15 protein-coding genes are annotated in these 16,499 nt (G+C 28.1%); all 15 read left to right on the top strand.

The genetic code is table 11. From position 1 onward, the window contains the following. From nuoH to dnaE, 15 genes are read left to right on the top strand one after another with little or no spacing between them, the layout of a single operon-like run. Positions 1-999, top strand: a complete 999-nt coding sequence (gene nuoH, locus AC5SLL_RS03595) for an NADH-quinone oxidoreductase subunit NuoH (protein ID WP_494586123.1) — start codon at positions 1-3, stop codon at positions 997-999. 2 nt (positions 1,000-1,001) lie between these two features. Then, positions 1,002-1,487 carry an NADH-quinone oxidoreductase subunit NuoI gene (nuoI, locus tag AC5SLL_RS03590; RefSeq protein ID WP_494572614.1) on the top strand — a complete coding sequence of 162 codons (486 nt, stop codon included), beginning with the start codon at positions 1,002-1,004 and terminating at the stop codon, positions 1,485-1,487. Between the two features lie 2 nt (positions 1,488-1,489). Further along, positions 1,490-2,122 carry an NADH-quinone oxidoreductase subunit J gene (locus tag AC5SLL_RS03585; protein ID WP_494586122.1) on the top strand — a complete coding sequence of 211 codons (633 nt, stop codon included), beginning with the start codon at positions 1,490-1,492 and terminating at the stop codon, positions 2,120-2,122. Next, entirely contained in the window at positions 2,115-2,426 is a 312-nt protein-coding gene (gene nuoK / locus AC5SLL_RS03580; RefSeq protein ID WP_494572612.1) for an NADH-quinone oxidoreductase subunit NuoK, read from the top strand. Before AC5SLL_RS03585 ends, nuoK begins: the two co-directional genes overlap by 8 nt. 1 nt (position 2,427) lies before the next feature. After that, on the top strand, positions 2,428-4,341 hold the full coding sequence (gene nuoL, locus AC5SLL_RS03575) for an NADH-quinone oxidoreductase subunit L (protein WP_494586121.1): 1,914 nt from the start codon (positions 2,428-2,430) through the stop codon (positions 4,339-4,341). Then, the gene (locus AC5SLL_RS03570; protein ID WP_494586120.1) at positions 4,341-5,834 is read left to right on the top strand and encodes an NADH-quinone oxidoreductase subunit M; all 1,494 of its coding nucleotides are present in this window, start codon (positions 4,341-4,343) and stop codon (positions 5,832-5,834) included. The genes nuoL and AC5SLL_RS03570 overlap by 1 nt, the downstream gene beginning before the upstream one ends. Next, complete coding sequence (gene nuoN, locus AC5SLL_RS03565; protein ID WP_494586119.1) at positions 5,834-7,249, top strand: NADH-quinone oxidoreductase subunit NuoN; 1,416 nt, start codon at positions 5,834-5,836, stop codon at positions 7,247-7,249. The genes AC5SLL_RS03570 and nuoN overlap by 1 nt, the downstream gene beginning before the upstream one ends. Then, the gene (locus AC5SLL_RS03560) at positions 7,249-7,812 is read left to right on the top strand and encodes a biotin--[acetyl-CoA-carboxylase] ligase (protein ID WP_494586118.1); all 564 of its coding nucleotides are present in this window, start codon (positions 7,249-7,251) and stop codon (positions 7,810-7,812) included. The genes nuoN and AC5SLL_RS03560 overlap by 1 nt, the downstream gene beginning before the upstream one ends. Further along, complete coding sequence (locus AC5SLL_RS03555) at positions 7,809-8,555, top strand: type III pantothenate kinase (protein WP_494572607.1); 747 nt, start codon at positions 7,809-7,811, stop codon at positions 8,553-8,555. The genes AC5SLL_RS03560 and AC5SLL_RS03555 overlap by 4 nt, the downstream gene beginning before the upstream one ends. 2 nt (positions 8,556-8,557) lie before the next feature. Next, positions 8,558-10,213, top strand: coding sequence for a ribonuclease J (locus AC5SLL_RS03550; RefSeq protein ID WP_494586117.1), 1,656 nt, complete (start codon positions 8,558-8,560; stop codon positions 10,211-10,213). Further along, entirely contained in the window at positions 10,214-10,459 is a 246-nt protein-coding gene (locus tag AC5SLL_RS03545) for a DUF1467 family protein (RefSeq protein ID WP_494586116.1), read from the top strand. A gap of 2 nt (positions 10,460-10,461) precedes the next feature. Beyond that, entirely contained in the window at positions 10,462-11,796 is a 1,335-nt protein-coding gene (gene proS / locus AC5SLL_RS03540) for a proline--tRNA ligase (RefSeq protein WP_494586115.1), read from the top strand. Continuing rightward, the gene (locus AC5SLL_RS03535; RefSeq protein WP_494572603.1) at positions 11,793-13,025 is read left to right on the top strand and encodes a lipoprotein-releasing ABC transporter permease subunit; all 1,233 of its coding nucleotides are present in this window, start codon (positions 11,793-11,795) and stop codon (positions 13,023-13,025) included. Before proS ends, AC5SLL_RS03535 begins: the two co-directional genes overlap by 4 nt. Further along, a complete protein-coding gene (locus AC5SLL_RS03530) occupies positions 13,018-13,707 on the top strand; it encodes an ABC transporter ATP-binding protein (protein ID WP_494586114.1) in 690 nt (229 codons plus the stop codon). The genes AC5SLL_RS03535 and AC5SLL_RS03530 overlap by 8 nt, the downstream gene beginning before the upstream one ends. Further along, complete coding sequence (dnaE, locus tag AC5SLL_RS03525; RefSeq protein ID WP_494586113.1) at positions 13,688-16,429, top strand: DNA polymerase III subunit alpha; 2,742 nt, start codon at positions 13,688-13,690, stop codon at positions 16,427-16,429. Before AC5SLL_RS03530 ends, dnaE begins: the two co-directional genes overlap by 20 nt. The last annotated feature ends 70 nt before the right edge of the window (positions 16,430-16,499 follow it).

Below are 16,499 nucleotides of genomic sequence, written 5' to 3'. Positions count from 1 at the left end.
ATGGAATATTTAAATATAATTCTTTCTGAAACTTATAAAATATTATTTTTATTAGTTCCGGTCTTGGTTTCTGTTGCTATGATAGTTTGGTTAGATCGTCGTATATGGGCTTTTGTTCAAAAAAGACAAGGACCAAATGTTGTGGGACCTTTTGGTTTATTACAGTCTTTAGCTGATGCGTTAAAGTACATTTTTAAAGAAGTTATTATTCCCTCAAGCTCTAATAAAGTAATTTTTATTTTAGCCCCAATCGTAACTATGACATTAGCATTAATTTCATGGGCTGTTATACCTTTTAGTGCAACACAAGTTTTAGCAGATATTAATGTTGGAATTTTGTATCTCTTTGCAGTTTCATCTTTAGGTGTCTATGGAATTATTATGGGAGGTTGGGCTTCTAATTCAAAATATCCTTTTTTGGGAGCGATTAGATCAGCAGCACAAATGGTTTCATACGAGGTTTCTATTGGTGTTATTATTATAAATGTTTTGTTATGTGTTGGCTCGTTAAACTTAAATGACATTGTAATGGCTCAAGAAAATCTATGGTTTGTAATACCTTTGTTTCCAATGTTTGTAATTTTCTTTATTTCAGCATTAGCAGAAACAAATAGACCACCTTTTGACTTACCTGAGGCAGAAGCAGAATTGGTTGCCGGATATCAAACAGAATACTCGGGAATGATGTATGCAATGTTTTGGCTGGGTGAGTACGCAAATATTCTTTTAATGTGTGCTATGGGTGCTATTCTTTTTTTAGGAGGATGGCTGTCTCCAATCGAGCTTTATCCATTTAACTTAATTCCAGGTGCAATTTGGTTAATAATAAAAATTTTGTTATTATTTATTTTATTTGCATTGGTAAAAGCTATTGTTCCTAGATATAGATATGATCAATTAATGCGTTTGGGATGGAAAGTATTTCTTCCAATGTCACTAACTTGGGTAGTTTTAACTGCTAGCTATTTATTTTACTTCAATCTATTACCAACAAACTAATTATGAAAATATCTAGAATATTTAAAACAATTTTTTTATTAGATTTCTTAGGAGGGTTAAAAATTGCTTTAAAAGAAATTTTTAAATCAAAAAAAACAATCAATTATCCTTTTGAAAAAGGAAAAATTTCTCCTCGTTATAGAGGTGAGCACGCTTTAAGAAGATATCCCAATGGTGAAGAAAGATGTATAGCTTGTAAATTATGCGAGGCTGTTTGTCCTGCTCAAGCTATTACTATAGAATCCTCTGAAAGAGAAGATGGTAGCAGAAAAACTACTCGATATGACATTGACATGATGAAATGTATTTACTGTGGTCTTTGTGAAGAGTCTTGTCCTGTAGATGCAATCGTTCAAGGTCCAAACTTTGAATTTTCTACCGAAACAAGAGAAGAGCTTTATTACAACAAAGAAAAATTATTAGATAATGGAGACAGATGGGAGAATATTTTAGCAGCAAATATTAAAGCTGATAATCCCTACAGATAATTATGTTAGCGCACGCAATTTTTTTTTATATATTTGCATTTATAGCAATAGTTTCGGCCATCATGGTAACCGTTTCCAAAAATACTGTTCATTCTGTTTTTTTTCTAATTTTAGATTTTATAAGTATTTCATGTTTATTTATCATGATAGGTGCAGAATTTTTAGGTATGATTATGCTAATTGTTTATGTTGGTGCCGTTGCTGTTCTATTTTTATTTGTTGTTATGATGCTCAATGTTGCTCAACAAAAGAATCAATGGTTTTCTGCTAAAGAAAGCTCAAAACATATTCCAATAGGGCTAATAGTAAGTGTCATTATATTTTTTGAATTAATTATAGTTATAGGTGGCTGGAAGTATAAACCAGATGTTATTTCTGCTATGTCCTTACCTATAGATCAAGATATCAGTAATACACACTCTATAGGTTATGTACTTTATACTGACTATATACATATATTTCAACTTAGTGGCATGATTTTGCTTGTAGCAATGATTGGTGCAATAGTTCTAACTTATAGAAGAAGATCTGGAGTTAAAAGGCAAGGATATTTTAATCAAATTACTAGAGAAAGATCAGATAGTGTTGAGATAATTGATGTCAAAATTAATGAAGGAGTAAAGGCAGATGATTAGTATTGGATTAGGTCATTATTTAACCTTGGCTGCAATCATATTTACCATTGGCATAGTTGGATTATTTTTAAATAGAAAAAATATTATTGTAATATTGATGAGTATTGAGCTTATATTGCTATCTGTAAATATAAACCTTGTTTCATTTTCTATATTTTTAAATGATATATCTGGACAAATTTTTACATTATTTATTTTAACAGTAGCAGCCGCTGAAGCAGCAATAGGTTTGGCAATAATTGTTGTTTATTATCGAAATTCTTCAACTATAGATGTTGAAAATATTGATAGTCTGAAAGGATAATATGGAAATTGCATTATTATTTCTTCCTTTACTAGCATCAATTATTTCAGGTTTTTTTGGTAAATATTTGGGTGACAGAAATTCTGAAATTATTACAAGTGTTTTTGTTTCAATTTCTGCAATAATCTCTTTACTGATATTTTATAATGTCATTGTTAATGACTATGAAAATAACGTAGTCGTTGCCACATGGATTAACTCTGGAAGTTTAGATGTTAACTGGTCCATAAAAGTTGATGCATTATCTTCAGTAATGTTAGTTGTTGTGACTTTAGTTTCTGCTTTGGTGCATATTTATTCGATAGGATATATGTCTCATGATCCTCACAAACCTAGATTTATGGCATACTTATCACTCTTTACTTTTTCAATGCTTACGTTGGTTACTTCAGATAATTTTCTTCAATTATTTTTTGGCTGGGAGGGAGTAGGTCTTTGCTCTTATTTTTTAATTGGTTTTTGGTTTAAAAAAGACTCTGCTAATGCGGCAGCAATCAAAGCTTTTGTGGTTAATAGAGTAGGTGATTTTGGCTTCGCTTTAGGAATATTTTTAATTTTCTATTTATTTGGTACGGTAAATTATAATGAAGTATTTAGTCAGATTCCTCAAACTGTTGATAAAAAATTATTTTTTTTGGGTATAAACATAGATGCTGTTGATCTTATTTGTATTCTTTTATTTATTGGTGCAATGGGTAAGTCAGCACAAATATTTCTACATACATGGTTGCCTGATGCGATGGAGGGACCGACACCTGTATCAGCTTTAATACATGCCGCAACTATGGTTACAGCTGGAGTTTTTTTAGTAGTTAGATGTTCTCCAATTTTTGAATATTCACCTTTAACACTTAATATAATTACAATAGTGGGAATGACTACGGCATTTTTTGCTGCAACTATTGCTTTAGTTCAAACTGATATTAAAAAAATCATTGCTTACTCTACGTGTAGTCAATTAGGCTATATGTTTTTTGCTGCTGGTGTGGGCGCATATAATGTTGCAATGTTTCACCTTTTCACTCATGCTTTTTTTAAAGCATTACTTTTTTTAGGTTCAGGGTCAGTTATTCATTCATTCAAAGATGAACAAGATATCAACCAAATGGGCGCTGTATATAAAAAGTTACCTTACACATATATCTTTATGATTATTGGCACTTTAGCACTTACAGGATTTCCTTTTTTGTCAGGCTTTTACTCAAAAGATGCAATTATAGAATTTGCATATCTTAAAGGTAACACGACAGGATATTATGCGGCTGGAATTGGTATTTTTACTGCTGTTTTAACCTCAATTTATTCTTGGAGATTAATATTTAAAACATTCCATGGCGAATACAATAATAGAAAAATTGATATAAATGAAATGCACGAGTCACCTTTGGTAATGCTTATACCTTTATTTGTGCTTGCAATTGGCGCAATATTTGCTGGTTTTTTATTTAAAGATTTATTCATTGGTCACGGTGAGCAAAATGTTTTTTGGGGAAATTCGATAAAATTTTTAAATCCTTTGAGCATAGAGCATCCACCTTTATGGTTTCTTTTAACTACCCCAATTTTAGTATTGATATCTATACCACTTGCTTATTACTTGTTTGTTAAGAATAAAGATATACCAAATCGTATCGTTCAATCCAATAAACCCCTATATAATTTTTTAATAAATAAATGGTATTTTGATGAGCTTTATAATGTTTTGTTTATTCAATCTTCAAAAAAAATTGGTTTATTTTTTTGGAAAATAATTGATGTTAAGGTGATCGATAAATTTGGTCCAGATGGAGTTTCTTTACTGATTAAAAATTTATCATTACGAGCTAGTAAATTTCAAAGTGGATTTATTTATCAGTATGCTTTCATGATATTATTAGGATTTTCTGCATTATTAACCTTTTTAATCTTAAACTAATGAGTTTTCCAATTCTATCATCGTTAATTTTACTTCCAGTAATTGGTTCTTTGTTTTTACTTTTTTCAAAAGATAAAAATTCAAATACAGGAAAGTATGTTGCTTTATTTACATCTTTTGTTAATTTTTTAATTTCAATTTATCTTTGGTATCAATTTGATTCAACTACATCTAGCTTTCAATTTGTTGAAGATAGAGAGTGGTTAAAAGGTTTCATTAATTATAAAATAGGTGTTGATGGTATATCAATATTGTTTGTTGTTTTAACTTCATTCATAACTCCTCTTTGCATTATATCAGTCAACAATTCTGTTAAATATAGATTAAGAGATTTTTTGATTGCAATTTTGGTGATGGAAAGTTTAATGATCGGTGTTTTTTGTTCATTAGATCTAGTAATATTTTATTTATTTTTTGAAGCTGGTTTAATCCCCATGTTTTTAATAATTGGAATTTGGGGTGGCACAAGAAGAGTTTATTCAGCATTCAAATTTTTCTTATACACACTTCTTGGTTCTGTATTAATGTTAATAGCTATAATTTCAATTTACTGGATATCTGGAACAACTGATATTACTCTACTTTATGATCTTGGAATAGATAGCAAATATCAAAATTTATTATGGCTTGCCTTCTTTAGTTCATTTGCTGTTAAAACACCAATGTGGCCAGTACATACTTGGCTACCTGATGCCCACGTAGAAGCTCCAACTGCAGGATCTGTTTTACTTGCTGCTATATTACTAAAAATGGCTGGATACGGTTTTATAAGATTTTCTTTAGGACTTTTTCCTATTGCTTCTGAATTATTTACACCTCTAGTTTATATTTTAAGTTTAATTGCTATTGTCTACACATCTTTAGTTGCATTAATGCAAGAAGATATGAAGAAATTAATAGCATATTCTTCTGTTGCTCATATGGGTTTTGTTACTTTAGGTATATTTACAATTACTCAGCAAGGTATCGAAGGAAGTATATTTCAAATGATTAGTCATGGATTAGTTTCTGCAGCATTATTTTTATGCGTCGGAATTATTTATGACCGTATGCATTCAAGATTAATAGCAACTTATGGTGGTTTAGTATCTGTTATACCAAAGTATTCAATATTATTTATGCTTTTTACTTTAGCAGCTTTAGGTTTGCCTGGTACAAGTGGTTTTATTGGAGAGTTCTTAATACTAATGGGAGCCTTTAAAGACAATTTTTTAGTTGCAGTTATAGCTAGCTTGGGAGTTATTTTTGGTGCAGCCTATATGCTCTGGTTATATAGAAGGGTTGTTTTTGGTAAAATTGTAAACAAAGATCTTTTAAAAATGACTGACCTAGATAATTCAGAGAAGCTAATATTATGGTCTTTAGCAATTCCTGTATTGTTCTTTGGTTTTTATCCGGAACCAATTATCAATACAATAGAAGTTTCAGTAAAAGATTTAATTGAGATGTATAATTTTAATTTAAATAATATTATTACAGAGGTAAATAACTAATGATCAATATAGCTTCCATTTTACCAGAAATTTTTATTTCACTATCAATAATGTTTTTACTTCTTCTTGGAGTATTTAAAAAGAATAGTTCAATTATTGTTCATTATTGTGCTTTAGCTTCTTTATTAATTACTGGTGTTTTGATTTTTAATGAGTCATTAAATCAAAATATTATGTTGTTTAATGACAGTTATGTTGTCGATAAACTTTCATCATATATGAAAATTCTTACAATCATAGCCACAGCATTTGTTTTATCTATATCAACTAGATATCTAAAAATATTTAAGATTTTTTTAATAGAATACCCAATTTTAATACTATCCTCAGTACTAGGAATGATGGTGATGATTAGTTCTAATGATCTTATGGTGTTTTATATTGGTCTAGAACTTCAGTCATTAGCTTTATATGTTTTAGCTTCATTCAATAGAGATCATTTAAAATCATCAGAGTCTGGACTTAAATATTTTGTTCTAAGTGCCTTATCATCAGGTTTATTGCTTTATGGATGCTCTCTAATTTATGGCTTCTCAGGGTCTACAAACTTTGAAATTATAAATAATTCAATGAACTCAGATAATTATGGATTAACTTTTGGAATTGTTTTTATTTTAGTTGGGTTAGCCTTTAAGATATCAGCAGTCCCATTCCATATGTGGGCTCCTGATGTGTATGAGGGTTCTCCTACAGCAGTAACATTATTTTTTGCACTAGTGCCAAAAGTTGCTGCACTTACAGTATTTATAAGATTTTTATATGTACCTTTTGTAAGCATGATTGAACAATGGCAACCTATATTAATTTTTTTATCTATCGCCTCTATGATTTTTGGAGCCATTGCAGCAATAGGTCAAAGTAATCTTAAAAGACTTATTGCCTATAGTTCAATTGGTCATATGGGATATGCTCTTGCAGGATTATCAGTAGGTTCTAACGAAGGAATTCAAAGTTCAATTGTTTATTTAAGCATTTATTTAGTTATGAATTTAGCATTTTTTAGCTGCTTATTAATGCTTAAGCGAAACGATGAATACTTTGAAACTATTGATGATTTATCAGGTTTATCAAAAAATCATCCAGTCTTATCATTATCTTTACTTATCATATTATTTTCATTAGCAGGTATTCCACCATTGGCAGGCTTTTTTGCAAAATTTTATATATTTAAAGCTGTAATAGAACAATCAATGTATTTTTTAGCAATCGTTGGGTTGCTATCTACTGTAATAGCGGCGTTTTATTATCTTAAAATAATTAAAGTTATTTATTTTGATCAAGAAAAAGACAAATATGATGATGATCATAATATTTGGTTAAAAGCATCACTAACTTTATCAACATTGTTAATTCTTTTATATTTTATCTTTCCAGGTCAAATAGTTGAGGTAGTCTCAAGAATTAATATTCTTTGATGAAGCTAAAAAAATTCAACTTTAAAATAGTAAATAGCACAAATAATTTAGCACATAAAATAATACTACACTCAAAAAATAAGTTTGGGATTGTTTCAGCAGAAAAGCAAGTTAAAGGTAAAGGGCAATATGGTAAAACTTGGGTATCACCAAAAGGCAATCTGTATGTAAGTATTTTTTTTCCTATAGACAATAAACACTTTGATTTAAAGAAATTTACTTTAATAAATTGTATATTAGTTAAAAAAACAATCTCTTTATTCTATAAAGGAACCATAAAAATTAAAAAACCAAATGATTTACTAATTGATAATAAAAAAGTCTCAGGAATATTACAAGAAACTCTATTAAAACTTGATCAAAAATTCATAATTATTGGAATAGGTGTAAATTTGATTAAAAATCCAAATTTAACAAATTATCCTACTACCAATCTTTTAGATTTAACAAATAGCAAAATAACAGTTAATAATATTCGAAGAAAGTTAATAAAAATTTATGAAAAATATATTCCGATGATACAAAAAAATAATATTAAAAAAATATATAGTATTTTGAAATGATAATAGTTGGAGACATAGGAAATACAGAGACAAAGGTTTGTTTAATTGACAAATCAAACAAGATTATTAAAAAAATAATAATCAAAACTAAAGATATCAATAATAACTCTCTATCATTGCTATTGACTAAATTAAAGTTGAGCAAAATAAATATTAAAAAAGTTTTATTTTGTAGCGTTGTCCCTAAAGCTTTCAATCAAATTAAAAAAATTTTTTATCAAAATCTTAAAATTAAAATTTACGAACTTAAAGATTTAGATCTAAAAAAAATGATTAATATCAAGGTTAATTATAAACAAATTGGATCTGATAGATTGGCTAATGCTTTAAGTGTTATTGGTGAAAAAAAGAATTATATTATTTTAGATTTTGGTACAGCAACAACTTTTGATGTATTAGTTAAAAAAAATTATTATGGTGGTGTAATAGCTCCTGGTGTTAAACTGTCTTTAAAAACATTATCTGATAGAGCTAGTTTAATACCCAATATAAACCTAAAAAAGCCAAAAAAAGTTATTGGCCAAAACACCATAAATGCAGTTAGGTCTGGTTTTTTTTGGGGATATGCAGGTTTAATTGACAATATTGTTAATTTAATTAAGAAAGAGACAAAGAAGTCCTTTGTAATAATAATTACTGGAGGATTTTCTAATTTGTTTAAAAAATCAATCAAAGCGAAAGTTACATTAAATAAAGATATTACTATTAATGGCTTAATCAAAGCCTCAATTCTAATTAAATAAATATGAAAGATGAATTATTATTTTGCCCTTTAGGTGGCTCTGGTGAAATTGGAATGAATATGAATTTGTTTGCTTATGGAAAACCGGGTGAACATAAATGGATTATGGTAGATATTGGTGTAACATTTGCTGACGATACCATTCCAGGTGTTGATCTAATATATCCAGATCCAGGTTTTATTGTTGATAAAAAAGAAGATCTGCTAGGAATTATTTTAACACACGCGCACGAAGATCATATCGGTGCAATAGCTCTGCTATGGCCACAGCTTAAGTGTAAAATTTTTGCAACACCATTTACTGCTGTTTTAATTAAAGAAAAATTTAAAGAAAAAAATATAGATATAACTAATTATTTAAAGATTGTTCAACTTAATGGTACAGTAAATCTAGAACCATTTAAGATAGAATATATAACATTAACCCACTCTATACTTGAACCTAATGGACTAAGAATTGAAACACCGGCTGGTATAATTTTACATACTGGAGATTGGAAGATCGATCCAGAACCTTTAATTGGTGAAAAAACTAATTCAAACAGATTAAAAGAAGTTGGTAAAGAAGGTGTTCTTGCAATGATATGTGACTCAACAAACGTATTTAGCATGGGTAAAGCAGGCTCAGAGTTAGATGTTAGAAAGAGTCTATTAAATATTATGGGTAGTCTAAAAAAAAGAATTGTTATAGCATCTTTTGCATCAAATGTTGCACGAATGGAGACAGCTTTTTATTGTGCAGAAAAAACTGGCAGACAAATTTCTTTAGTTGGTCGATCAATGCATAGAATTTTTAAAGCAGCTAGGCAATGCGGATATTTAAAAAATGTAATTGAACCCATAGATGCTAGAGAAGCAAAAAAAATATCTAGAGAAAAAATTGTTTATTTATGCACAGGTAGTCAGGGTGAGCCAATGGCAGCTTTGATGCGAATTGCCAGCTACACACATCCTGATGTTTTTATTGAGAAAGATGATACAGTTATTTTTTCATCTAAAATTATTCCAGGAAATGAAAAAAAATTGTTTAAATTGCAAAATCAATTAGTCAAAGATGGCATCGAAGTTATTTCAGAAGAAAGTGAATTTGTACATGTTTCTGGTCACCCTAATCGAGACGACTTAAGAGAAATGTATGATTGGGTGAAGCCTAATTGTGTAATACCAGTACATGGAGAGCATCGTCATATGATTGAACATATGAAATTTGCTCATGAAATGAAGGTGCCACATCCAGTACAAGTACAAAATGGTGATATTGTAAAATTATTTCCAGGAAAACCTCATGTATTTGATAAAGCACCTAGTGGTAGACTTTATCTTGATGGAAATATGAGTGTTGAAGAAGATTCACAGTCGATAAAAGATAGAAAAAATTTAAGTGCAAATGGATATATGGAAGTTACAATTTTAATTTCTCAAAAAGGAAATATACATAAAAGACCAGTATTAACTTTTAGAGGTATTCCAGTTTATGATGTAGATGAATTTATTTATGGATTAGAAGAAGCTATTGAAGGTACAATAAAAACCTTTTCTTTAGGTAATAAAAAACAAGAGTATAACTTAATCGATGCATTAAAGATCACTTGTAAAAAATATACTAAAGAAATGACAGGAAAAAAACCTTTTACAAATATCAATTTAGTAAAAATTTAGATGAGCGCAACAGGACTAGCAATTATTTATATCATAATATGGTGGATAGTTTTTTTTGCAATTTTACCAATAGATGTTAACAGAAATAAGACTATTAAAATTGAAGGTGAAGATGCCGGATCTCCTGAAAATCCAAAGATGTTAAAAAAATTTTTTTATTGTACTGGTATTACATCCTTAATTTTTATAATAATTTATATTTTAATTAAATATGAATACTTAAATTTAAGAAATATAATTAGTTAAATATGCATATATCAAAATCATTTATACCCATATTAAAAAACAACCCTTCTGAAGCTAAAATAAAATCACACCAATTAATGTTAAGAGTCGGTATGATAAAACAATCCTCGGCGGGTATTTACTCTTGGTTACCTTTAGGATTTAAGGTGATGAAAAAAATTGAACAAATTGTTAGAGAAGAGCAAAACAAAATCGGTGCTCAAGAAATTTTGATGCCTACTATTCAATCTAGTGAAATTTGGAAAGAAAGTGGACGCTATGATGATTATGGAGAAGAAATGTTAAGGATAAATGATCGCCAGAATAGAGAAATGTTATATGGTCCAACAAATGAGGAGTTAGTCACTGATATATTTAGATCTAGTATTAAATCATATAAATCATTGCCACAATTATTATATCATATTCAATGGAAATTTAGAGACGAAGTAAGACCAAGATTTGGAATAATGAGGTGTAGAGAATTCTACATGAAAGATGCTTACTCATTTGATGTGAGTGATGAAGAGGCTGTATTTTCTTACAATAAATTCTTCTTATCGTATTTAAAAACTTTTAAAAGACTTGAGTTAACTGCAATTCCTATGGCTGCCGATACAGGTCCAATTGGAGGAAATCTTTCACATGAATTTATTATTCTTGCTGACACAGGTGAAAGTAAAATTTTTACAGACAAAAGAATTTTTGACTTGAATAGCGATGGTTCAATAATAGAAAAAAATTCTTTAGAAAATTTAAGAAAAAAATTTGAACAATATTATTCTGTTACAGATGAAAAATTTAAAAAAGAAGAATTTGAAAAAGAAGTTTCTGTTGAAAATAGATTGATAACAAAAGGAATTGAAGTTGGGCATATATTTTATTTTGGAGATAAGTACTCTAAACCATTAAATGCATCAGTAGATTTACCTGAGGGTAAGAAGGATTTTGTTAAAATGGGATCTTATGGAATCGGTGTGTCCAGGTTAGTCGGTGCAATTATTGAAGCTAAGTATGATGATAAAGAAGAAATCATGAAATGGCCATTTGCTATTGCTCCATTTGAACTAGCAATATTACCAATGATTAACAAAAATGATAATTCAACTTTAGAAAAAGCAAATAAAATTTTTGAATTTTTTAATGTCAATGGTATTGATGCAATAATTGATGATATGGATGAAAACCTATCAGCTAAAATTAAAAAATTTAATTTAATTGGCGTTCCTTTTCAAATTATTATTGGAAAAAAGTCAGATGGTGATTTGCTAGAATTTAAAGAAATCGGCAAAGATCCTCAAAATTTAACTTTAGATCAAATATTAAAAATTTTAATTAAACAAAAAGAAAAAAATTGATTTCTACTTTAGAAAAAGAGATTACATTTAGATATCTAAAAACTAGAAAAAAAGATGGTTTTTTAAATATAATTTCAATATTTTCTTTTATTGGAATAAGTCTAGGTGTTGCTGTTTTAATTATCGTTATGTCGGTAATGAATGGTTTTAGAACAGAACTTATAAACAAAATTGTTGGTTTTAATCCTCATATTACTATTAAGCCTTACGAAAATTCTATCTCTGTAGATAAACTTAAAAATAAAGAGTTAAAAAAGATTTCTGAAGAATTGCTATATAGTAATTCGGGTGAAGCAATTATTATTAGTCAAGATTTTACCAAAGGTATTGTTTTAAGAGGGTACAGTCAAAAAGATTTCTCAAAGCTTAACGTGGTAAATAAAGGTCGATTTTCTGGCAATTCGAAGAAACTTTATAAAAACAATATTTCAATCGGTAAGGAATTAAGTTTTGATTTAGAACTTAAGATCGGAGATAAATTATCAATTATTTCTCCATCTGGGATAGAAACTATTATTGGTAATTTACCCAAACAAGAAGTTTTTACGGTTAGCTCAATCTTTGAAAGTGGATTAGCTGACTTTGATAGAAATATAGCTTTTATAAATATAGATACATTAGACAATTTTTTTGATTTTAATAAAGATAATAGAAATTTAGAAATTTATCTTAAAAATCCTTCAGACATAGTTATTGCAAAAAATAAAGTTAAAGAAATATTTAAAGATGAATTTATTTATACATGGGCTGATATGAATAGCTCGTTATTTTCAGCATTAAAAGTTGAGAGAAATGTAATGTTTATAATTTTGTCTTTAATAATATTAGTAGCAGCATTTAATATAATTTCAGGTCTTACAATATTAGTGAAAAATAAAACTAGAGATATTGCAATTCTTAAATCAATAGGTGTTTTAAATAAATCAATTACTAAAATTTTTTTCTTAGTAGGAGTTACAATTGGGACGACAGCTACAATATTTGGTATTTTATTGGGTGTATTATTTTCACTTTATATTGAAAATATTAGACAGTTTTTGAGTTATACTTTTAATATAAGTTTGTTTCCTGAGGAAATTTATTTTTTAAGTAAAATGCCAACAGAAATAAACCTTGTTTCTATATTGATAATCTCCGTTTGTTCGATTTTAATAACTATAATTGTTTCAATATATCCTGCTATAAAAGCCTCTAAGCTTGATCCAGTAAAAGGTTTGAAATATGAATAATCTTATAAATTTAAAGAATATCTCTAAATCATTTTATAATAATAAAAAAATTTCAGTATTAAAAAAAATAAATTATTCATTTACAAAGGGTAAAATTTACTCTTTAGTAGGACCATCTGGTTCTGGGAAATCAACTTTGCTTAATATTTTATCAATGATTGATAGGCCGACTAGTGGAAATTTATCTATCAGTAATAAAGTGGTGAATTTTTCTGAAACTTTAGACAATGATAAAATAAGATCAGATAAAATTGGCATTATTTATCAACAAAATAATTTATTGACTGACTTTACGGCTTTAGAAAATGTTTACATGGCCCATTTAGCTTTAACTAATAATAAAATAGAGGCAAAACATAAGGCTCAAATAATTTTAAAAAAAATGGGTTTAAAATCAAGAGAAGATCATTATCCATCTGAATTATCTGGTGGTGAAATGCAGAGAATAGCAATTGCTAGAGCACTGATTAATGAACCCGATGTAATATTAGCAGACGAACCAACTGGAAGTTTAGATCAAAGTACCGCTAAAGAAATTTTTGATATTCTTTATAAATTAAAGGACAAGAATAGATTAATTATATATGCAACTCATAATAGATATTTTGCCAATATGGCAGATTGCAAATTAGAAATGATTGATGGTAATATAAAAACTATCAATGCAAAATTCAAACAATAAACATTTTAATCACTTCAAAGTTCATACTCAGTACTCCATTTGTGAAGGTGCTATCAAAATTGAGAGTTTAAAAGATTTTTGTAAAGAAAATAAATTAGTTTCTGTTGGAATTTGTGACACCGAAAATTTATGTGGTGCATTAGAATTTTCTGAAAATATCTCTAAAGTAGGCACTCAACCTATTATTGGAACTCAAATTAATTTTAAATATGAAGACACAACAGGTTTACTTCCCTTAATCGCTCTCAATGAAAATGGTTACAAAAAAATTATTGAATTATCTTCAAAATCATATTTAGAAAATGACGTTTTATCAAAACCACATTTGGATATCAAAGAATTATTAGATAACATTAGTGATGTTATTCTTTTATCAGGGACAAATCATGGCTTATTTGGCAAATTATTTGAAAAAGGAAGATTTGATGAAATACAAAAAATCTACAAAGATTTACTAAAAAATTTTAAAGATAATTTTTATTTAGAAATTCAAAGACATGGTGATCAAAATGAAATATCCTTTGAAAAGTTTAATTTAGAACAATCTTTTAGATTAAAAATTCCAATTATTGCATCAAATGAAGTCTATTATTTAACCAAAGACATGCATGAAGCCCATGATGCTCTTACTTGCATTGGTGAAAAAACATATCTTAATGATAAAAATAGAATTAAATATAGCGATCAACACTATTTTAAGTCTTCAGAAGAAATGTGTGCTCTATTTTCTGATTTACCCGAAGCTTTAGAAAATAATTTTAATTTACCATTCAGGTGTAGTTTTAGACCTCAGTTTTCCAAACCTGTTCTTCCTAATATAAGCACAGAAAAAGATGGAAGTGCCGATGAAATATTGAAAAAGGAATCATTAAATGGATTAAAAGAAAAGTTTTTAAAAGTTTTTAAAATTGAAGAAAAAAACCTCATTAATGATGAAAAATTTTTATTTTATAAAGATCGTTTAGATCATGAATTAAGAATTATAATTGAAATGAAATATCCAAGTTATTTTTTAATAGTTTCTGATTATATTAAATGGGCTAAGAAAAATGATATTCCAGTAGGACCCGGTAGAGGTTCTGGTGCTGGTTCCTTAGTAGCATGGTGTTTGTCAATTACTGATGTTGACCCAATAAAGTTCAATCTAATTTTTGAAAGATTTTTAAACCCAGATAGAATATCTATGCCTGACTTTGATATAGATTTTTGTGAAGAAAAAAGAGATCTTGTATTTGAATATTTAACTACAAAATACAAAGATAGCGTTGCTCATATAATTACTTTTGGAAAATTAAAAGCAAGAATGGTTATAAGAGATGTTGGTAGAGTTTTAGGTTTACCATATGGTTTTGTTGATAGCATTTCTAAGATGATACCATTTGATCCTTCACGTCCACAAAGTTTAATTGAATGCATAAATAGTGAGCCAAGACTTCAAAAATTAGTAAATGAAGATCCTCGAGTTAAAAAACTTACTGATTTATCACTAAAGTTAGAGGGACTAAATCGGAATGTTGCAACTCATGCTGCTGGTGTTGTTATAGCCGACAGAAAATTAACTGAAATAGTTCCTTTATATAAAGACGCCTCTGCAGATCTTTTATTACCGTCAACTCAATTTGATATGTATTCTGCTGAAAATGCAGGTTTAATAAAATTTGATTTTTTAGGTCTAAAAACTTTAACAGTCATTAATAGAACTCAAAAACTAATTAAAAAGAAAAATAAAGATTTTAATATCGAAGACATAAATTTTGAAGATCAAAAAGTTTTTGAATTACTTTCATCGGGCAATACAGTTGGTTTATTTCAGGTGGAGAGTGCTGGAATGCGTGAAGCATTAATGCAAATGAAACCAAATCATATTGAAAATGATTTTTTAAATAGAGTAAATCCAAAGGATATTAATAAACTTCAATTAGAAGGGTTAGTTAAAGCAGGAGCCTTTGACAATATTGAAAAGAATAGACAAGCATTGTTTAATTCAATTCCAAACTTCATTCTCAAAACTAAAAACATTCATGAAAACAAAGCAGCTAATCAAATAGACTTGTTTGGTGTTGATGAAGAGCAGGATAATGAAATTATTCTTAATATGGAGGATTGGAAATTTGAGGATAGACTTTCAAGAGAATTTGAAGCTGTTGGTTTTTTTATATCGGACCATCCTTTAAATCAGTTTAAAGAAATTTTTGATGATTATAAAATTGTAGATTATATAAAGTTTAATTCTGATGATAATATTAAAGATGCAAACATAGCAGCTACTTTATTAAAAATTTCTGAACGTAAAACAGCCAAAGGAAACTCTTATGGAGTTATTAAATTTACAGACTTAACTAGTGTATTTGAACTTTTTATCTTTTCGGACATTCTTGAGCTTAATAGAGAAATTTTAATTGAGGGAAATTCATTAATTATTACTTTAATTAAAACAATTTCAAATGATGAAAATAAATTAAAAAGAATAAATGTTCAAAAAATTGCCTCTCTTAAAGACTTATTTAATAAACCAGTTAGTGAAATTGCTTTTAATATTAAGACTGTTGATGATATTGAAAAAATATCCAAATTATTAAATGAAGAGGGGACAACAGAGGTAAAAATTAATTTAGAGACTAACGACAACAATATTAGTTTTAAACTTAAGAACAGACGTTTAATCGATAGAAAAGCTATAAATTTACTAAGAAAAGACGATATTTCAGTAATAATACAATAAAAAAGACTTGTTTGTTTCATTAAATATTTGTAAATACCTGGTAAATTAAATTAACACGCACACAGTTTGT

Source organism: Candidatus Pelagibacter sp. PS_43 (assembly GCF_059417795.1).
The sequence above is the reverse complement of the archived record's forward strand: the minus strand, read 5'-3'. Positions and strand labels throughout refer to the sequence as shown.